At 45.7% G+C, this 20,615-nt stretch carries 19 protein-coding genes; 5 read left to right on the top strand and 14 right to left on the bottom strand.

Features of this window, described 5'->3' with window-relative positions:
• Positions 1–318: 318 nt before the first annotated feature.
• Positions 319–1,170, bottom strand: coding sequence for an MBL fold metallo-hydrolase (locus ACXAH6_RS17075; protein WP_474878786.1), 852 nt, complete (start codon positions 1,168–1,170; stop codon positions 319–321).
• Positions 1,171–1,355: 185 nt separating this feature from the next.
• Complete coding sequence (locus ACXAH6_RS17080; RefSeq protein WP_474878788.1) at positions 1,356–1,565, bottom strand: DUF1653 domain-containing protein; 210 nt, start codon at positions 1,563–1,565, stop codon at positions 1,356–1,358.
• A gap of 392 nt (positions 1,566–1,957) precedes the next feature.
• Here ACXAH6_RS17080 and ACXAH6_RS17085 point away from each other — a divergent pair, with 392 nt between their 5' ends.
• Genes ACXAH6_RS17085 through ACXAH6_RS17095 form a run of 3 tightly spaced genes read left to right on the top strand, consistent with a single transcriptional unit; the run spans position 1,958 to position 5,012 of the window.
• A complete protein-coding gene (locus ACXAH6_RS17085) occupies positions 1,958–2,377 on the top strand; it encodes a MarR family winged helix-turn-helix transcriptional regulator (RefSeq protein ID WP_474878791.1) in 420 nt (139 codons plus the stop codon).
• Positions 2,378–2,426: 49 nt separating this feature from the next.
• Positions 2,427–3,470 (top strand): HlyD family secretion protein, encoded by a 1,044-nt coding sequence (locus tag ACXAH6_RS17090; RefSeq protein ID WP_474878792.1) that lies wholly within the window; start codon positions 2,427–2,429, stop codon positions 3,468–3,470.
• Between the two features lie 9 nt (positions 3,471–3,479).
• On the top strand, positions 3,480–5,012 hold the full coding sequence (locus tag ACXAH6_RS17095) for a DHA2 family efflux MFS transporter permease subunit (protein WP_474878794.1): 1,533 nt from the start codon (positions 3,480–3,482) through the stop codon (positions 5,010–5,012).
• 16 nt (positions 5,013–5,028) lie between these two features.
• Here the strand turns inward: ACXAH6_RS17095 and dinB are convergent, their stop codons facing one another.
• From dinB to ACXAH6_RS17150, 11 genes are all read right to left on the bottom strand, one after another.
• Entirely contained in the window at positions 5,029–6,114 is a 1,086-nt protein-coding gene (gene dinB / locus ACXAH6_RS17100) for a DNA polymerase IV (protein ID WP_474878796.1), read from the bottom strand.
• A 155-nt stretch (positions 6,115–6,269) separates the two neighbouring features.
• Positions 6,270–6,503 (bottom strand): (Na+)-NQR maturation NqrM, encoded by a 234-nt coding sequence (gene nqrM / locus ACXAH6_RS17105; RefSeq protein WP_474878797.1) that lies wholly within the window; start codon positions 6,501–6,503, stop codon positions 6,270–6,272.
• An 11-nt stretch (positions 6,504–6,514) separates the two neighbouring features.
• Positions 6,515–7,534: an FAD:protein FMN transferase gene (locus tag ACXAH6_RS17110; RefSeq protein WP_474878799.1), complete on the bottom strand. Its 1,020-nt coding sequence runs from the start codon at positions 7,532–7,534 to the stop codon at positions 6,515–6,517.
• A 61-nt stretch (positions 7,535–7,595) separates the two neighbouring features.
• Positions 7,596–8,825, bottom strand: a complete 1,230-nt coding sequence (nqrF, locus tag ACXAH6_RS17115) for an NADH:ubiquinone reductase (Na(+)-transporting) subunit F (protein WP_474878801.1) — start codon at positions 8,823–8,825, stop codon at positions 7,596–7,598.
• A 21-nt stretch (positions 8,826–8,846) separates the two neighbouring features.
• Positions 8,847–9,455 (bottom strand): NADH:ubiquinone reductase (Na(+)-transporting) subunit E, encoded by a 609-nt coding sequence (gene nqrE, locus ACXAH6_RS17120; protein ID WP_474878803.1) that lies wholly within the window; start codon positions 9,453–9,455, stop codon positions 8,847–8,849.
• Between the two features lie 3 nt (positions 9,456–9,458).
• The gene (locus ACXAH6_RS17125) at positions 9,459–10,091 is read right to left on the bottom strand and encodes an NADH:ubiquinone reductase (Na(+)-transporting) subunit D (protein ID WP_474878804.1); all 633 of its coding nucleotides are present in this window, start codon (positions 10,089–10,091) and stop codon (positions 9,459–9,461) included.
• A 10-nt stretch (positions 10,092–10,101) separates the two neighbouring features.
• A complete protein-coding gene (locus ACXAH6_RS17130) occupies positions 10,102–10,866 on the bottom strand; it encodes a Na(+)-translocating NADH-quinone reductase subunit C (protein WP_474878805.1) in 765 nt (254 codons plus the stop codon).
• On the bottom strand, positions 10,856–12,061 hold the full coding sequence (locus ACXAH6_RS17135; RefSeq protein WP_474878807.1) for an NADH:ubiquinone reductase (Na(+)-transporting) subunit B: 1,206 nt from the start codon (positions 12,059–12,061) through the stop codon (positions 10,856–10,858). The genes ACXAH6_RS17130 and ACXAH6_RS17135 overlap by 11 nt, the downstream gene beginning before the upstream one ends.
• A gap of 3 nt (positions 12,062–12,064) precedes the next feature.
• Positions 12,065–13,405, bottom strand: coding sequence for a Na(+)-translocating NADH-quinone reductase subunit A (locus ACXAH6_RS17140; RefSeq protein ID WP_474878819.1), 1,341 nt, complete (start codon positions 13,403–13,405; stop codon positions 12,065–12,067).
• Positions 13,406–13,864: 459 nt separating this feature from the next.
• Entirely contained in the window at positions 13,865–15,043 is a 1,179-nt protein-coding gene (fabV, locus tag ACXAH6_RS17145) for an enoyl-ACP reductase FabV (RefSeq protein WP_474878808.1), read from the bottom strand.
• A gap of 169 nt (positions 15,044–15,212) precedes the next feature.
• Positions 15,213–15,833 carry an FKBP-type peptidyl-prolyl cis-trans isomerase gene (locus tag ACXAH6_RS17150; protein WP_474878810.1) on the bottom strand — a complete coding sequence of 207 codons (621 nt, stop codon included), beginning with the start codon at positions 15,831–15,833 and terminating at the stop codon, positions 15,213–15,215.
• A gap of 232 nt (positions 15,834–16,065) precedes the next feature.
• On the opposite strand from ACXAH6_RS17150, the gene ppc reads away from it, so the two are divergent.
• A complete protein-coding gene (ppc, locus tag ACXAH6_RS17155; RefSeq protein ID WP_474878813.1) occupies positions 16,066–18,687 on the top strand; it encodes a phosphoenolpyruvate carboxylase in 2,622 nt (873 codons plus the stop codon).
• A gap of 100 nt (positions 18,688–18,787) precedes the next feature.
• Here ppc and mdh read toward each other — a convergent pair whose 3' ends face one another.
• Positions 18,788–19,726 carry a malate dehydrogenase gene (gene mdh / locus ACXAH6_RS17160; protein WP_474878814.1) on the bottom strand — a complete coding sequence of 313 codons (939 nt, stop codon included), beginning with the start codon at positions 19,724–19,726 and terminating at the stop codon, positions 18,788–18,790.
• A 246-nt stretch (positions 19,727–19,972) separates the two neighbouring features.
• Between mdh and argR the strand changes: the two genes are divergently transcribed.
• Positions 19,973–20,437, top strand: coding sequence for a transcriptional regulator ArgR (argR, locus tag ACXAH6_RS17165; protein WP_474878815.1), 465 nt, complete (start codon positions 19,973–19,975; stop codon positions 20,435–20,437).
• Positions 20,438–20,615: the final 178 nt, after the last annotated feature.

Here is a 20,615-nt window from a genome sequence, read left to right on the forward strand (position 1 = left end):
TAACAGGTGAATCATAAAGCGCCGCGCAGATAAAGCCAACTAACAAACGCGTAAAATGTTTAATTTCAAACAAAAATAACGTAAAGACTACGAATAAAAGCAAAGACTTAGGGGTGAAAACAATAGGATGGGTGCGGCGCAAAGAGCACGCCCTTCGCGCCGCGTTCGCAATATGTACTCTGGAATTAATTGCGATAAATGCACCAGCGTTACCGCCAGTTTGTATATTTTAGCATTCGATGGGCAAGAAGTAATCAGTGGTTGTGTATTTTCTACGAATACCACTGTATAACGGCCATGCCCAACCAAAATAGACACTTAGTGATACAGGGTCTTAATCCACTTTTCTTCGGTAATAAACGCCCAGCTCCATTTTTTCCACTCAGCGGGTAAGCCTTTGTTAATCAGGTCATCTTCACTGACGCCCTTAGCTTTTTGACTATCAACATATGCTTTGGTCGCTTCAATCATAGTGAGGAAATCGAGGTAATCTTGCTTTGTCGCAATCTCACCGTGGCCCGGAATGATCACGGTTTCATCGTTAATCTGCGCAAGTAAGTGTTTAACCGATGCGATATACCCTTCAACCGTACCGCCTGAACTCAAGTCGATGTAGGGAAACAGGCCATTAAAAAACAAATCACCAGTGTGCAAAACGTTGGCTTCAGTAAACCACACCACACTGTCTCCGTCGGTATGCCCAGCGGGTAAATGTGTCACTTGTAGCGTATCTCCATTGAAATACAGCTTTATGCCCTCTTCGTATGTGACTACCGGTAATGCAGACGCTTTGACGTTTTTATCTTTAGCTAATCGAATTCGTACATTTTCATGAGCGAAAATTGTCGACATGTGTTTATCTACGAAAAACCCGTTACCACCAGTATGGTCGCCGTGATAGTGCGTGTTAATAATGTATTTAGGCTGGCTCCCCAACTGCCCAAGCGCGGTTGCTATTTTGGTAGCCAAAGGCGCGTATTTATCGTCGATGATCATGGTACCATCTTCACCAACAGACACACCAATATTGCCTCCCGGCCCCACCAAGACATAAATGCTGTCAGTTAATTTCACTTGCTCAATGGTGGCGTTTTCCATTGCGTTATCGGCAAGTACTGCCCAACTCAAAGATAAACCAGCGAACAAGGTAACGATCCGTTTTAGTAACATAGTGCATTCCTCAGATGTGCGTGATGCATCCATTATGCGCCCAAACACAAAACGGATCACTGTTTACTCAGGCATGGACAGCGCGGACACTCTTTCTGTTAAAAACTAAATGAGGCAACATCTAATATGTTGAAGGAAGCAACAGGAGCCTAGCATTTAGCTCCTGTTTCTAGCATGCAGGGGGATTATTGACCGATGTATCGAAAGCGCTCGACCGAACGCCCATTCACCGACACACTTTCAGTGAACATAGTAATTGGGCGAACCCACATTTTTTGTTCGCCATAGAGTTGGCGATAAACCACAAGATCGGTTTCGTCTTCAGAATGACGTGCCACTCCCACTACTTCGTAATCATTACCTTTATAGTGTTGATATCGACCAGGCTTAACCATTATTCCTCCTTTCTACCTGACTTGATTCTTAACTGCATGAACACTTGATAGAAACTGGTATGCAACATGAGCGACCGGCTTATATTGCCTATCACTGGCTTAATAATACCCCAAATACCCGCTCAAGTACTAAGCCTGATGCCCACCTTATCCATTAATTTATGGTACATAAACGGTAAAAAATCAAAAAAATGACGTGAATTATCTAAAACGTGGCGTCATCATTTTCTGCCACATTCACGTGCAGACTAAACATAGACAGCATCTCAAAACATTCATTTCGCCTGTCAGTAAAACTTTATCGCAACAATTTGTCAGTTTACCTCAGAGCCTATTGTTGACTAGGCAACTTTAAATATAATAAGCAAAGCTTACTATATGCAAGGTGTACTATGTCTGAAGAATCCTTTGGTTTCGCTATCGCTGATTTAGCCCGAGTACTGAAACAGCAGTTCTACGGCAATATTGATAGTGGTGAACTGACTCACGCGCAATCTCGTGCCTTGGTGGTGATTGCTAAGCATCAAGGTGTTCGCCAAGTCGATTTAGCCGACATGCTAGACGTAAAACCGATCACCTTTGCCCGCTTGGTCGACCAACTTGCCGCGTTAAACCTAGTTGAGCGACGCACCGATCCTGACGATCGTCGTGCATATCGCATTTATCTTACCGATACAGCTATGCCGTTTTTATCGCAAATACGCGCAGCGGCAGACAGAGTCACAAGTAAAGCGCTAGCGGGTTTTTCCAAAGAAGAAGAGCAGCAATTGGTCACCTTACTTATTCGTGCTAGGCAGAATTTATCTGACTAAAACCAGCAGTAAGTTTTATTAAAAATATCGACGTTATTGGAGTTAAATTATGTCTGCAGATAAAAAATCGTCTCGGACGGCAGCACGCTGGATACTGATGGTTGTGATCCCAGCCATTGCAATCGTTGTCGGAGGTTACATATACCTCTCTGGCGGACGCTACGTAGAAACCGACAATGCCTATGTGAAGGCTGACAAAGTACAAATTAGCCCAGAAATTTCTGGTCAGGTTATCGAAGTGCTCGTTCACGAAAACCAACACGTCAAGGCCGGTCAGGTGTTATATCGGTTAGATCCCGCTCCCTATAAAATTGCAGTGGCCAAAGCAAAAGCAAGCCTGGCTCAGGTTGAAACTGATTTAGCTGAACTCAAAGCCAGCTATCACAAAACAGAAGCCATGATCCAGTTAGCGTCTACCCATTTAGACTTCACCGACAAAGAAGTAAAACGTCAGGTTGCGCTTCTCGACAAACACTATACCTCTGATTCTGACTTTGATGATGCTGAACAAAGTAAAGAGCTTGCGATCATCGGCGTTGCTGTTCAAAAAGCGGAACTCAAACGCATTGCGGCTTCATTGGGTGGTTCGGTAGATACTCCTGTTGAAGCACACCCCGACTATCTTGCTGCGTTGAGTGTGTTAGAGCAAGCGCAACTAGATTTAGCCCATACTGAAATTAAAGCGCCGCTAGAGGGTGAAATTAATATGCCCCCTAAACCCGGACAGTTTCTCAACCCAGGGCAAGCGTCTATGACGTTAGTGGCCAGTGGCGACCTGTGGATTGAAGCCAATTTTACTGAAAAAGAGCTTACCTATGTGCGTGAAGGCCAAGGGGTAGAGGTTAATGTAGATATTTATCCGGGCGTTACCTGGCATGGCACAGTAGAAAGCCTCTCTCCAGCAACTAGCTCAGAGTTTTCAGTATTGCCTGCTCAAAATGCCACAGGCAACTGGGTTAAGGTTGCTCAACGGGTACCTGTGCGTATCAAGTTAGAACTGGACAGCCAGTTACCTACTTTACGCACCGGGTTGAGTGCCATTCCTGAAATCGACACGCATCATACGCGCTCTTTGTTCGGGATCACCTTGTAGGAGTTCACGATGAGCCAAACGATCACTACAAATTCTGTCGAGGAGAAGCCCGAAGCCAGTAAAGGGTTGGTGGCGATCTCTGTAATGCTGGCTACCATTATGCAGGCCCTCGACACGACTATTGCCAATGTTGCACTTCCGCACATGCAAGGCAGCATGGGGGCAAGCCAAGACCAAATATCATGGGTACTGACGTCTTACATTGTGGCCGCGGCTATTTTTATGCCGCTCACAGGGTTTCTCAGTGAACGTTTAGGCCGCAAGCGTTTATTCTTGTGGTCGGTAGTCGGCTTCACGTTAGCGTCTATGTTATGTGGCGCAGCCCAAAGCCTAGAACAAATCGTGCTATTCCGACTGCTACAAGGCGTGTTTGGGGCCGCACTAGTGCCCCTTTCCCAATCGGTGTTACTAGACACTTATCCCAAAGAGCAACATGGCTCCGCCATGGCAATGTGGGGGGTTGGTGTTATGTTAGGACCAATTTTAGGCCCCTCTTTAGGCGGTTGGTTAACCGAATATTACAACTGGCGTTGGGTGTTCTATATCAACTTACCTTTTGGGCTATTAGCGTGGTTTGGCATAATGGCGTTTGTTAAAGAAACGCCTATATCCAAACACCGTAAATTTGATTTAACCGGTTTCTTTTTGCTGAGTCTTGCGATTGGTGCGCTGCAAATGATGCTCGACCGTGGTGAGTCTCAAGACTGGTTTAGCAGCGCAGAAATTATAGTAGAAATGCTATTAGCAATTGCGGCGTTTTACTTGTTTATCAGCCACATGTTCACCGCTAAATCGCCCTTTCTGGCACCTGGATTATTCAAAGACAAGAATTTTGTTGTTGGCTTAATCTTCATGTTTATCGTTGGCATTATATTGCTGGCAACCATGTCGCTGCTCCCGCCATTTATGCAGAATTTAATGGGCTACCCCGTCATCGACGTGGGCATGATAATGGCGCCAAGAGGTCTAGGTACCATGGTAGCCATGATCATGGTGGGTAAATTATCAGGAAAGGTCGACCCGCGCTATAAGCTTGTGTTTGGCTTGTTGCTCACAGCCTTTTCTATGCATGCCATGTCGGAATTTACCGCTGACACCAGCAGTTTCGAGCTAATTTACATCGGCATGATACAAGGCTTTGGATTGGGCTTTATTTTCGTACCTTTAAGTACGGTGAGCTTTTCAACTTTAGCACCTGAGTACCGCACTGAAGCCACATCACTTTTCAGCTTAACGCGGAATATAGGCAGCAGTATTGGTATTTCGATAGTGATGACGTACCTAGCGCAACATGCACAAATGAACCATGCTGCATTTGCTGATTACGTCACCCCTTTTAATCAGGCGTTAAATGCAGCCGTTCAGCAGGGCGTGTTGGACAATACCACTACAGCGGGTTTACTGAAGCTCAACCAAATGGTAACTGAACAAGCCACCACACTGGCCTATTTGCAAGACTTCCGCATGATGATGTGGATCACCATTGCAGCACTTCCATTGGTATTTTTACTTGGTAGTAGTAAGCAACAACCTAACAAGTAGTGAGAATTGCCGGCCTTTATCCTTGTGATCGAGGCCGTTCATCTAGGGCTAACGCCAATTGTTGACTCATTTGGTTCTCACTTTCTAGCCCAATATGTACACCCAATAACCTCACCGACTTCCCCTCACCTCTTGTTAACGCTTCTTTTAGCAAGGCTTGTAACACAGACAAGTCTATGTCGTGGTGCTTTTGTTCTTTCGTGGTTTGGTGAAAATCGTTAAATTTCACTTTCACCCCGAGCTTGTTCATTTTTCGAGTTTCTAAATGAGGCGTAGCACGCCTGATTAATTCGGGCAGAAGTTTGTCAGTCATCACTTCGTTTAGCGCCGTAAACCCTGTCATATCAAACTCAAAAGTACGCTCAACCCCCACTGATTTGCGAATGCGCGACACCTGCACTTCACGATCATCAATACCTTGGCATCGTTGCCATATCACATTGCCAAACTTACCAAAGTGTTGCTGTAGATAATTGTCGCTCGAACCTCGTATATCTGCTCCCGTTGTGAAACCGTGAAGGCGAAGTTTTTCAGCTGTGACTTTCCCCACGCCTGGAATTTTCTTTAGGGGCATGGTTTCAATAAAGGGAATGATATCGTCAGGAGAAAGTGTGAACTGACCATTGGGCTTTTTCTGATCCGAGGCAATCTTAGCCAAATATTTGATGGGTGCGATCCCTGCTGATGCGGTTAACCCTGTCGCATTAAAAATATCTTGTCGGATTTGCTTTGCAATGAGTGTTGCTGAACCCTGAAAAAGCTGGCTATCTGTAACATCGAGGTAGGCTTCATCAAGAGACAAAGGCTCAATTTTATCGGTATAACGTTCGAAGATTTGTCGTATCTGCTGACTCACTTCTTTGTAAACCGCCATACGGCCAGGCACAACGATTAAATCTGGACACTTCTTCTTCGCCATGGATGTAGGCATCGCCGAACCTACACCGTAACGCCGGGCGATATAGTTGCAGGTAGACAGCACACCTCGACGGTCTGATTTGCCCCCCACAGCCACTGGCTTATTAGCAAGAGCGGGATTGTCTCGAATTTCCACTGAGACATAAAACGCATCCATATCGATATGGATGATTTTACGACACATAAGAAGAGTGAAACGAACGCGTTTTCATAGTCTCGGGTATTTAAGTTATACCCTACCAATGATACTGTACAAAGATACAGTTAACAACTTATCTGATGATAAAAAAAAGCCAGTGGCGAGCACTGGCTTTTGATAAATATACTATGCAATAAAAATCAGATAATTCTGTCTTTATCCCACTCTTTCAGTTTTTGCTCTCTCAGCGCGGCTTTTTCCAAACGTGCTTTTTTGCGGTCGCAGGGTTCAGGGCAATCACAGGCTTTATCAATACCTAATGCGCCTAGCCCGCCACAACTGCCAGAGATAGATTTTTTCTGTACTAAATAACCCACGGCCATTGCCGCAACCATGACAAGAAAAAATGCAAAGGCGAGAATAAACGTGCTCATGTCTTTACCTCTTAATTATAGACTTCGACAATTCTGTCGAACTCAGGCGAGCTGTATTCTTCAAATTGACCATCGACTTTACGAATAATATAAACAGCAATGTCGTTTTCTTCTGCCAATTTCTTCGCATCGTCCCAGCCCATTACGATAAACGCTGTAGCTAGGCCATCAGAAGTCATCGAAGTAGGCGTAATCACGGTAACAGACACCGTATTATGCTGGATAGGACGCCCTGTTCTTGGGTCAATCAAGTGCGAATATCTTACACCGTCTTGTTCATAATAAATACGGTAGTCACCTGACGTAGCAATCGCATTATCGCCAATAGAAATGGTTTTCTGTACCGCGCGCTCATGAGTAATCGGTTTTTCAATAGCAATTAACCACGGCGTGCCATTTCCTTTATGGCCTTTAACACGCATCTCTCCACCAATTTCCACCAAATAGTTTTGTACGCCAAGCCCTTCAATAAGGTCTGCAACCTGATCTACGCCATAGCCCTTAGCAATCGTCGACAAATCAACATAAAGTTGAGGGTGAGCTTTCACCAAGCCGTCTTTAGTTAACGATAACTTATCAAGACCAACATACTTTCTCACGGCTTCAATATCCGCATCTGATGGGATCTTTTCTGGTCGATGAGTTGGGCCAAAGCCCCACAAGTTGACCAATGGCCCTACTGTCACATCGAGAACACCATGACTGAACTCACCTAATCGCATCGCTTCTTTCACCACACTGCGTGTTTCGTCGGAAACAGCAAAAGGCGTGGTATAGCGATTTTGATTAAAGCGAGAAAGTTCTGAGGTAGGGTCGTAGGTTGACATAAGCTTGTTGATTTCAACCAATCGCTCGTCAATTTTACTTTGTAATCCGTCGGTATCCTGCCCTTCTTCCACCACGTATTTTACGTTGTAGGTTGTGCCCATTGTTTTGCCAGTTAGGTGAACAATGGTCGCAGCAGGCTTGCTACAAGCTGTTAGTATGACCGCAACACATACCAGCAACAGCCCTTGTAGAGAAATTTTCACGTCGCCTCCAATGATTGAAAAAGGGGCCCTGTGGCCCCTTTTACTTAACTTGCTTACTTAATTAACCACCGAAGTCATCAAGTAAGATGTTTTCGTCTTCAACACCTAAATCTTTCAGCATGTTGATTACGGCTGCGTTCATCATAGGAGGACCACACATGTAGAACTCACAATCTTCTGGTGCAGCGTGGTCTTTCAGGTAGTTTTCCAACAATACATTGTGGATAAAGCCGGTGTAACCTTCCCAGTTATCTTCTGGTTGCGGATCAGACAATGCTACATGCCAATTGAAGTTTTCGTTTTCTTCTTGAAGCATGTCGAAATCTTCTACGTAGAACATTTCGCGCAATGAACGAGCACCATACCAGAAAGAGATCTTACGGTCGGTTTTGATTCGACGAAGTTGATCGAAGATATGCGAACGCATAGGCGCCATACCAGCACCACCACCGATAAATACCATTTCTGCTTCGGTTTCTTTCGCGAAGAACTCACCGAATGGACCAGAAATCGTGGCTTTATCGCCTTCTTTCAAGCTCCAAATGTACGAAGACATCTTACCTGCTGGTAGGCTTAGGTTATTAGGCGGCGGCGTAGCGATACGCACGTTAAGCATAATAATGCCTTCTTCTTCAGGGTAGTTCGCCATTGAGTAAGCACGGATAGTTTCTTCATCTACCTTAGACTCAATATCGAAGAAGCCGAAGCGTTCCCAGTCAGCGCGATACTCTTCAGGAATATCAAACTCTTTGTACTTAACGTGGTGCGCAGGGGCTTCAATCTGAATGTAACCACCAGCACGGAAAGGTACACTTTCACCGTTAGGAATTTTAAGCTTAAGTTCTTTGATGAAGGTCGCTTTGTTATCGTTAGAGATAACTTCACAATCCCACTTCTTAATACCAAAGATTTCTTCTTCAAGCTCAATGTCCATGTCTTGTTTCACAGAAACCTGACAAGACAAACGGCAACCTTCACGGGCTTCACGCTTAGTGATGTGGTCGAGTTCTGTAGGTAGAATTTCACCACCACCGTCTTTTACGTCTACGCGACACTGACCACATGAGCCACCGCCACCACAAGCAGACGATACGAAGATACCTGCGTCAGCCAATGCACCAAGGAGTTTACCACCCGGTGCAGTGGTGATTGACTTGTCAGGGTCACCGTTGATTCTAATCGTCACATCACCAGTTGGAACCAGCTTGGATTTCGCAAACATGATGATGAATACCAGCGCCAATACAATGGCAATGAACATGCCGACGCCTAGAAAAATTTCAAAATTCATTACTTAGCTCCCAAGCTTGAATTACAGTGCAACGCCGGTGAAAGACTGGAAACCCAGTGCCATCAGGCCAGCAACCATAAATACAGAGCCCAAACCACGAAGGCCATCTGGGATATCTGCATATTTAAGCTTTTCACGAACAGCCGCTAGCAATACGATTGCCAACGCCCAACCTGCACCGCTACCGATACCGTAAACAATACTTTCAGTGAAGTTGTATTCACGTTGTACCGCAAAGGCAACGCCACCGAAGATTGCACAGTTAACTGTGATCAAAGGTAAGAAGATACCTAGTGCGTTGTATAGCGCAGGGAAAAACTTGTCTAATGTCATTTCCAAAATCTGAACCAATGCCGCGATTACGCCGATAAAGGTCAAGAAGTTAAGGAAGCTTAGGTCAGCATCAGGGAAGCCAGCCCATGCCAATGCGCCTGGCGCAAGGATGTTGACATAGATTACTTGGTTAGCAGGTACTGAAATACCCAAAACCACGATTACCGCTACACCCAAGCCCATTGCTGTTTTAACTTTCTTAGAAACAGCTAGGAAGGTACACATCCCCAAGAACAATGACAACGCCATGTTCTCTACGAAGATAGAGCGAACCAATAAAGATAAATAATGTTCCACGACTTACTCCTTAGGTTCTACTTGCTCTGGGCGGAATGTGCGAACAACCCACACTACACCACCAATCAAGAAGAATGAGCTGAACGGTAGGATTAACAAACCGTTACCCTGATACCAGCCACCGTTTTGAATCAGTGGAAGGATTTCGAAACCAAGAATGGTACCGAAACCGAATAGCTCTTTGATAGTACCGATGATGATTAGGATAAGTGAATAACCTAAACCGTTACCAATACCGTCCAAGAAACTCATCAGAGGTGGACTCTTCATTGCGTAAGCTTCTGCACGACCCATTACGATACAGTTAGTAATGATCAGACCAACGAATACCGAAAGCTGTTTCGACACGTCATACGCATAAGCTTTCAAGATTTGGTCAACAACAATTACCAATGAAGCGATAATGGTCATCTGAATGATGATACGTACGCTGCTTGGGATCTGATTACGAATAATCGAGATAAATAAGTTTGAGAACGCCACAACGCTCGTCAGGGCTAGTGACATAACCAAAGCTGTTTCTAGCTTGGTGGTAATCGCTAGCGCAGAACAAATACCCAAAACCTGAAGGGCAATCGGGTTATTGCTCAGAATCGGTCCAAACAGGACCTGTTTCATTTCTTTTGAATCTGCCATGAATTACCCCTTATGAACGCCAGGCTTGTTTTTGCAGGAATGGGCCAAAGCCTTTTTCCCCAACCCAGAAGCTAACCGTACGGTCAACACCGTTACTGGTCAGTGTCGCACCAGAAAGCGCGTCAACACTGTATGGGTTATCAGCTTGTGCATTTTTCTTCACTTTGATAGCCACTTCGCCATCTTTGTAAAGCTGCTTGCCGTCCCATTTAGCCTGCCAAGAAGGGTTTTGCACTTCGCCACCCAATCCAGGCGTTTCTTTTTGCTGGTAATAAATGAGTTCACGTACTGTGTGGCCATCTGCATCTACCGCCAAGAAGCCGTACATCAAATCCCACAGACCGCTACCGTGTACTGGCAAAATCAAACGAGTGACTTCGCCCGCTGCATTTTCAACCAAGTAAACGCTAGCCACTTTAGGTACGCGCTTAAAGCCAACGCTGTTGTCTGCCAACGCATTGCTTTGTGCATCTTCTTTAGCCGCTTTGTACATGTCGTAATCAGCAGAAGGTGCGTCAACAAACTCACCGGTTTCCAAATCAACATAACGCTTAGTCACAGACTCTTCGTATACAGAAGCAACCGCTTTGTTATCCATACCTGCTTCGTACAAACCCGCAGCAGTCAGGATATTGGTTTTTTGGTCTAGTGCAGCGTTAGTTTGTTGTAGTGAACGCAGACCTACTGCAGAACCCGATACAACAATTGAACAAACCAGACAGACGGCAACAACAACGCCTACCGTTTTTCCTAGTGTTTCTTTCTTAGCCGACACGAGCAATCCTCCGCTTAATGTTGCTTTGCGCGACGAAATAGTCGAACAGTGGCGCCCACAAGTTTGCGAACAGAATGGCAAGCATTACGCCTTCTGGGAACGCTGGGTTGAGCACGCGAATAAATACAGACATGAATCCAATGAAGATACCGTATGCCCACTTACCTGAGTTAGTGAACGATGCCGATACTGGGTCGGTTGCCATAAAGAACATACCGAATGCCAAGCCACCTACAACGAAGTGCCAGTGTGCAGGCATATTAAACATTGGGTTGGTATCGCTACCAATCATATTAAGCAGAGTTGCGAAGAACACGACGCCGATTGCAACACCGGCAACAATGCGCCAGCTAGCAATGCGCATATACATGATGAACAAGCCACCAATGATAATCGCAAGGGTTGATACTTCACCTGCAGAGCCAGGAATTGCGCCAAAGAAGGCATCCCACCAAGCTTGCATGTTGTTGTAATCAAGGCTACCAGACGCTGCTTGGCTCAATGATGTTGCACCAGAGAAGCCGTCAGCTGCTACCCATACTTGGTCACCTGAGATTTGGCCCGGGTAAGCGAAGTAAAGGAATGCACGACCAGAAAGCGCTGGGTTAAGGAAGTTACGACCTGTACCACCGAAGACTTCTTTCGCGATAACCACACCAAAGGTGATACCCAAGGCTACTTGCCACAATGGAATCGTTGCAGGTAGAGTCAATGCGAAAAGAACCGATGTTACGAAGAAGCCTTCGTTAACTTCGTGCTTACGCACAGAAGCAAACAATACTTCCCAGAAACCACCAACGATGAAGGTAACCGCATAAATGGGTAACCAGAAACACGCGCCGTAGAACATCAGCCCTAGTACGCCAGTGTCAGGGCCTAGCTCACCGCCTAGTGCAGAGAACAAGGCTGCTTGCCATGCGTCAGGCAATACACCTGCGCCAGCAGCAATTGCTTCGTTAGCTTGGAAGCCAATGTTGTACATACCGTAGAACATGGCAGGGAATGTCGCCATCCACACCATAATCATGATGCGTTTCAAGTCGATGCTGTCACGAACGTGTGTGCCCGACTTGTTTACTTTACCAGGAGTGTAAAAAATAGTCGCTGCAGCTTCGTACAACGCGTACCATTTTTCGTATTTTCCGCCTGGTTCAAAATTAGGTTCAATTTTTTCTAAATACGCTTTTAAACCCATGACTTAACCCTCTTTCTCAATGGTCGTCAAACAGTCACGTAAAATTGGACCGTAGTTGTATTTGCCAGGGCATACATAGGTACACAATGCCAAATCTTCTTCGTCCAATTCTAGACAACCCAGTGTCTGTGCACTGTCAGTGTCACCAGAAATAAGATCACGCAACAACAAGGTTGGTAAGATATCTAGTGGCATAACACGCTCGTAGTTACCGATTGGTACCATTGAACGCTCTGAACCATTGGTTGTAGTCGTCATGTCGAACTGCTTGCTACCAGCCAAGTGGCCAAGGTATGCCCGCGTTACTGAGTGCTTGTCTGAACCTGGAGTAATCCAACCCAAGAATTTCTTCTCACGGCCTTCAGCCAATAGAGAAACTTGTAGGTGGAAACGACCTAAGAAACCGTGAACGCCGTATGCAGTTGTGCCTTGAAGCACTGAGCCAGAGACTACGCGAACTTCGCCGTTGACTTTCTCACCAGCAGTCACTTCTTCTAAGTCTGCGCCAATTACAGTGCGAACCAAGCGAGGGTTTGTCGCCGCTGGGCCTGCTACAGAGATAACACGCGTGTTATCAAGCTCACCAGAGGTAATGGTTGCACCAATAGCAATAACGTCTTGATAGTTCACAGCCCACACAGTTTTACCTGCGCCTACTGCATCAAGGTGATGAATATGTGTACCAGCCAAACCTGCTGGGTGCGGGCCAGCAAATTCTGTTACGTCAGCTTTGCTGCCACCTGCGTTTACAGCAGAACCTGCTGCTTTACACAAGTGCACTTTGCCGTCAGTAAGCTGCTGCAACACTTTTAGACCATTTTCAAAGTCTGACTCACGCTCTTTGATAATCACTGCAGGATCGGCAGCCAAGGGGTTGGTGTCGATTGCGGTAACAAAGATTGAGTTTGGTGTTGAGCCAACTGCCGGAGACTTGCTGTAAGGACGCGTGCGGAACGCTGTCCATAAGCCAGTATCAACCAACAAAGCTTGTACCTGTTCACGAGAAGCGTTAGCAATCTGGTCTGCGGCAATCGCATCAAAAGTAACAGTTTCGTTACCTTCAACTTTGATAACAACAGATTGAAGAACACGTTTTGCGCCACGGTTAACTTCTACCACTTCGCCCGCAGCTGGTGCTGTGAATTTAACGCCAGGGTTCTTTTTATCTTCAAAAAGAACTTGGCCTTTCTTCACTGCATCGCCAACTTGAACGTGCATGGTAGGACGCATACCCACATATTCTTCTCCCAGAATGGCAACGCGCGACACAGCATTTCCGTCATGGATCTGCTGCTGCGGAGCCCCCTTAATCGGGAGGTCGAGACCTTTCTTGATTTTTATCATATGTAATCGCACTACTCTAATAGAAATACCTTTTTGCATGACGGCACCGAAAAGCACCGCTGTGCTGCATGCAAAAAAGCACTCACTGATTGTGAAAATTCACCCGTAACGACTTTGCCTTATGCACTCTTACACCGCTTCAGCATATTGAAGAATACGGCTTGTATACGCGTAAGCATTGTTCTTATTAGACGGGTTTTATTCGCTGAAACCCTCAACGGTTGTTTGGTCTTCGCCAATTTTGTCGAGAATTCCACGTTAAGTTGCTGACAGATCGCCCGCGACTTAATTCAGGGATTTTAGCATTAACCACAACATTTACGCTATGCAAATAATGGATTATCCACATTTTTTATCGGATTAATGTGTACACCTACCTCAACAGTAGGGCCAATATAAGACCAAAGTCTGAAAAAAAGCCGTCAACATGACGGCTTTTATAGACTCTCAAACGACTTTTTACCAGTTGACCAACGGGTCAACATCAGCGTCGTAATCTACACCCGCCATGTCGAAGCCAAACAAGCGCAAAAACTCGTGGTGATAACCGGCATAATCGCTCAGGTCATGGAAGTTTTCTTGGGTCACTTGATCCCAAAGCGCTTTAATTTTCGCTTGCGTCTCGTCGTTGGTTTCTTTGCCGTCCATGCGGTACCGATTCATGTCATCCAACGTTGGTGTTTCACCATACAAACACTCAGTAAACAATCCACCAATCTGCTCAATACAGCCTTCGTGCGTTCCTTCCTCTTTCATCACTTTATAAATTAAAGAAATATACAGAGGCATAACAGGGATCGCAGAACTTGCTTGCGTCACCAATGCTTTTAATGAAGATACGTGGGCGTCAAGGTTTAGATCAGCATGATCAGTGTTGATAGCCGTTGCTGCGCGGTCCAAATCTTCCTTCGCTTTACCAATGGTCGCTTGACCATAGATTGGCCACGTTAACTCTTTACCAATGTAAGTATAAGCTGTGGTTTTACAGCCTTGGGCAAGTACGCCTGCGTCTGCCAATGCATTGATCCACAACTCCCAATCTTCACCACCCATTACTTTCACAGTGTTGAAGATTTCTTCGTCATTCGCTGGCTCAAGTGATACTTCGTGAACAAGGTCTTTGTCAGTGTCGTAGGTTTTTGTCGTATAAGCTTGACCAACCGGCTTCAGTGTAGACTTGTACACTTCCCCTGTTGCAGGGTCGGTGCGACGCGGCGCAGCGAGGCTGTATACCACCAAGTCAACTTGGCCTAAATCTGCTTTGATTTTCTCGATCACTTCTTGTTTTAGTTCGCTAGAGAAAGCATCGCCATTTAGGGTGTCGGCGTAGAGCGATTCTTTCGATGCCAAAGCGTGGAATGCAGCAGTGTTGTACCAACCAGCCGTAGCTGTTTTGCGCTCTGTTGGCGCTTTTTCAAAACACACGCCCAAAGTATTTGCGCCATAACCGAATGCCGCAGTGATACGAGACGCCAAGCCGTAGCCTGTAGAGCAGCCGAGTACCAACACGTTTTTGGGCCCCTGGCCAAGCTCACCTAACCCGCGAACATAGTCGATTTGCTCTTGTACTGAAGCGGCACAACCTGCTGGGTGAGCGTTAGTACAGATGAAGCCTCGAATTTTAGGCTTAATTACCATAATGAATCATCCTTAGATAAATGTGCTGGTATTGTAATCATGACGCTGGCGATAACAACTCTGAGCAGCCAGCTACTATGTATAGTGTATTGATATAAAGCAGGAAATCACTTTATCACAAGAACAAAAAAGGTGGCTACAATGGCCACCTTTTTGTACGTAATAGCAATTACGCTAGAATGTCGAGAAGCTCAACATCAAAAACTAATGTGCTATAAGGCTTGATAGCCGCACCAGCGCCTTGCTCACCGTAGGCAAGTTCAGCAGGTACGTACAAACGCCATTTTGAGCCAACAGGCATAATTTGTAGTGCTTCAGTCCAACCTTTAATCACGCCATTTACTGGGAATTCAGCTGGCTGACCACGATCGTAAGAACTATCGAACACATCACCACTGATCAAGGTACCGTGGTAATGAACGCGAACTGTGCTGGTTGCAGTAGGCTTGTCACCTTCAGCTGCTTCAAGTACTTCGTACTGAAGACCTGATTCAGTTACTAATACTTCTTCACGCTCTGCATTTTTAGCAAGGAAGTCGGCACCTTCTTTAATAGCAACTTCAAACTCTGCTTTTTTCACTTCTTGCATGCGCTGGTGAATCTGACCAAACGCTTCGCGAAGAGTTTCATTGTCAACCTTAGCCGCTTCGCCAGTGAACGCGTCTTTTACACCCGCCATTACCGCTTCGATATCTAAGCCTTCAAAAGGGTTGCTTTGCAATTGCTGACCCATTTGGTAGCCAATACCGTAACTTGCTTGTGTCTCGATTGTTGAATAAGTATCAGTCACAGTGACTCCTGTAAGTTAATTACATTTATTGTGCATTAATTAATCATTATTTAGAGAGTATACTCTTTAATAATAATGAAAGAGGGGAAGTGTAACATACCTTTAAATTCGCTGCTTAGACCATTGTAAGACGACATTCGAACCAATCATTTCGATTTAATTTATACCCAAAGAGGTTAGACAAGCTGAACGTTACACAGTATGGTGATGCCAGCTATTCAGGAGGAAACCCATGCAATCACATTATGATGCTCAACTAAAAGATACCGTACGTTATCTGGGTACAACTCTGGGCCAAACAATTGAAGCCCAGCTTGGAGAAGAATGGTTAAATCGTATAGAAACCATCCGAAAAGAAGGCCGCGCGTCTTACCAAGGCGACGAACAATGCAGCGAAAATCTGAAAGAAACTTTCAGAAACATGACAGATGAAGATTTGCTCGTTGTCGGCCGTGCTTTTGCACAATTTCTCAACCTGGGCAATATTGCAGAACAAGAATACAACAGTGGCCTTGATGTCGATGCATCCATCGATGCATTATTCAACCACCTAGACAAAGCAGAATTGTCTGCTGAACAGGTCACAGAGGCGGTAGGTAAACTAAATATCGACCTTGTGCTCACCGCGCACCCTACCGAAGTCACTCGCCGTACGCTTATTCATAAACACAAAGAATTAGCCAGTTGCCTTAAAGATATTCATCAAGAGTCGTTAACCGATATCGAACGTGAACGTCTTGAAACTCGCATTGCTGACCTCATCAGTCAGGCTTGGCATACCGAAGAGATTCGTTCTGTTCGTCCAACGCCGGTTGACGAAGCTCGCTGGGGTTTTTCTGTTATTGAAAACTCATTGTGGGAAGCCGTTCCAGATTTCCTTCGCGACCTTAATGATCGTTTGAAAAAAGACTACGACGTCACACTTCCCCTCAACGCTTCGCCAGTTCATTTTAGTTCATGGATGGGCGGTGACCGCGACGGTAACCCGTTTGTTACGTCGAAAGTCACAGAAGAAGTGTTATTACTCGCGCGTAAACGCGCGGCTAAATTATTTGCCCTCGACCTCGACCGTTTACAGGTAGAGCTGTCGATGAGCAATTGTAACGAAGAACTGCGAGCTAAAGTAGGCGATAAGCTAGAACCTTACCGCGCCCTACTTCGCCCATTAGTACGCCGCTGTGCCGATACCAGAGATGGTATTGCACAATACCTGTGTGGCCGCCCTGTCGACCAAAGCGAGTGGATTCAAAGCAACGAAGAACTGCTAGAGCCTCTCATGCTTTGCTACCAATCGTTGGTTGATTCAGGACTAGAGCTCACCGCTAACGGCTTGTTGCTCGATACAATTCGCCGCGTGAAGTGTTTTGGTGTACACCTACTTCGCTTGGACGTGCGTCAAGATTCACAACGTCACGCTGACGTGTTCAGTGAATTGACCCGTTTCTTAGGTTTAGGTGATTACAATCAATGGAGCGAAGCCGACAAGCAATCATTCTTGTTGAAAGAGCTCAGCTCAAAACGCCCGCTTTTCCCAACCACATGGGATGCATCTGACGATGTGAAAGAAGTGCTCGACACCTGTAAAGTAATAGCGAAGCACAGTCAGCACGGCTTTGGAATATACATTATCTCCATGGCGAGCGAACCGTCAGACGTACTAGCCGTTCAGTTGCTATTACAAGAAATGGGCGTGGATTGGCCAATGCCTGTTGCACCATTGTTTGAAACATTGGACGACTTAAACAACTCGCCATCGGTAATGAATAAGCTGTTAGCGATTGACTGGTACCGTGGGTACATTCAAGGCAAACAGTTTGTCATGATCGGTTATTCAGATTCAGCCAAAGACGCTGGAGCGATTGCCGCTGGTTGGGCTCAATACGAGTCTCAGGAAGCCTTGGTCGGTATTGCTGAAGAATTCGGTATTACGCTTACCCTGTTCCACGGTCGTGGCGGTACGATCGGTCGTGGTGGTTTACCTGCACACGCTGCAATCCATTCTCAACCTCCAGGCTCTCTAGACGGCGGTTTCCGTGTCACTGAGCAAGGTGAAACCATTCGTTATAAGTTTGGTATGCCACTACTGGCAAAACGCAGCTTAGGCATTTACACCAGTGCTATTATCGAAGCCATGCTATTCCCACCACCAGCACCGAAAGCTGAGTGGCGTGAAGTCATGACAGAAATGGCTGCCAAAGGGCGTGATAATTACCGCGCAACCGTGCGTCACGATAAAGAGTTTGTGCCTTACTTCCGTGTAGCTACACCTGAACAAGAACTTGGCAAGCTACCTTTGGGAAGCCGCCCAGCTAAGCGTAAGCCTACTGGTGGTATTGAAAGCCTTCGCGCTATCCCATGGATTTTCGCTTGGGCACAAACACGCTTGGTATTGCCTTCATGGCTAGGTGGTATGCGTGCCATTAAAGCAGTACGAGAAGACGGTAATCAGGCACTTATCGATGATATGTACCAAAACTGGCCATTCTTCCATTCGCGTTTGTCTATGCTAGATATGGTATTCCAAAAAGCCGACCCTCGCATCAGCGAAGCGTATGACGCACGTTTGGTACCCGACGAACTGAAACACTTTGGTGAGGCCCTGCGTACAGAGCTTAAAGAAAGCATTGCTTACTTACTTGAGCTAACAGGTCAAAAGAGTGTGATGGAAAGCGACCCTCAAGGCCTAGAGTCGATGAACATTCGCGCTGCTTATTTGCAACCCTTACACTATTTGCAAATTGAATTGTTAGAGCGTGTTCGTAAGCTTGCAGATGATGAGCAAGCGCCTATGCTAGAGCGCGCTATGATGGTAACCATTGCAGGTATTGCGATTGGTATGCGAAACACAGGTTAACCTGTGTTTTAGCCCACTGCGCAAGCATTAAAAAAGCCCCGCTGGATTCAGCGGGGCTTTTTATTTGGTCGGTTCGAAAGAATGTCGAACTGAATACCGATTAGCCGTTTACGAAATCAACACCAAGTTTGATGTCGCCACGTAGGCCTTCAAGCATATCTTCTTTTGCTTTTTGTTCAAAAGCGCTCAATTCGCCGTAAGGTAGAATTTCTTCTACGCCATTTTTACCAAGACGAACTGGGTGAGCGAAGAATGCAGCATCTTCTGAATCATCAGTTTGAACGTAGGTGTACTCAACCACGTTCTCACCCTGCATTGCTGCAACCAAAGACAAGCAGAAACGCGCAGCCGCTTGACCCATAGATAGGGTTGCAGAGCCGCCGCCAGCTTTAGCTTCAACCACTTCAGTACCTGCGTTTTGGATACGAGTTGTCAATGCAGCCACTTCTTCGTCTGTGAAAGTTACACCTTCAACTTGAGAAAGAAGAGGAAGAATCGTAGTACCAGAGTGACCGCCGATCACAGGAACGTGAACGCTAGCAACGTCTAGTTCTTTTTTCTCAGCAACAAAAGTTTCAGCACGGATTACGTCAAGCGTAGTCACACCGAATAGTTTGTTTTTATCGTAAACGCCTTTTTCTTTAAGCGTTTCAGCTGCAATAGCAACTGTGGTATTAACTGGGTTGGTAATGATGCCAACACAGGCTGAAGGGCAGTTATCTGCAACACCTTCGACTAGTGCTTTAACAATGCCTGCGTTGATGTTGAATAGATCAGAGCGATCCATACCTGGCTTACGAGGTACACCTGCTGGGATAAGAACAACGTCACATCCAGTCAGTGCATCAGCCAAGTCATCTTTACCGTGACCGGTTACTTTAACCGCGGTGGGGATGTGGCTTAGGTCTACTGCTACACCTGGAACAACAGGTGCAACATCATACAATGCTAATTCTGAACCTGCTGGCAATTGTGTTTTTAACAACAATGACAGCGCCTGACCAATACCACCGGCAGCACCTAACACGGCTACTTTCATACCATTTCTCCTATGGGAAAAAAATCACGTTTTCTTAACGGGGTCGTCAACCTAGCGTTTTTTGCACCTTTTGACAATAATCGTATGGTCGTAAGTGCGCAGATTAACGATACACAACTGATATTCAATATCAGTGCATGATTATGCATTTAAATTGCCTAAAGTTCACCTCTCGGGCAAAATAGCTGCTAAATAATAGCAGTAACGACGTCGTCTTTGTAAAAATAATTCTTATTCTGGATATTCATGGCAACCGCAAAACAAGAACAACTGATCAAAGCATTTAAAGATATTCTCAAAGCTGAGAGTTACGGTTCACAAGGTGAAATTGTTGAAGCACTCAAAGCACAGAGTTTTGACAATATTAGCCAATCAAAAATCTCGCGTATGTTAAGCAAGTTTGGGGCAGTGCGTACCCGTAATGCACGCGGAGACATGGTTTATTGCTTGCCACCAGAATTGGGCATGCCAACGGCCAAAAGCCCGTTGAAGCAACTGGTTTTAGACATTGTGCATAACAATGTGATGGTAATTATCCGTACCAGCCCCGGCGCAGCACAATTGATTGCCCGCCTACTCGATTCATTGAGCCAAAAAGATGGTGTACTCGGTACGATTGCCGGCGATGACACTATTTTTATAGCCCCGGCTGATGTAACGCGCATTGAAGAAACTCGCCAACGAGTTGAAGCTTTGTTTGAGAACGTGTAACTGTTTAAGGGCACAGCGTAGATAGTCGCAGCCCATATAACCAAGACATAAAAAAGCCCGGTTTACCGGGCTCAGACTGTTGAAAAAGCCCTAGACGAAAGTCTGGGGCTTTGATCTAATAGGCATAGTGAAATTCGGAGTGTTCACCATGCTAACCCCAAAATCCCCACAACAATAC

It is taken from the genome of Alteromonas sp. ABE4_545 (assembly GCF_056161325.1).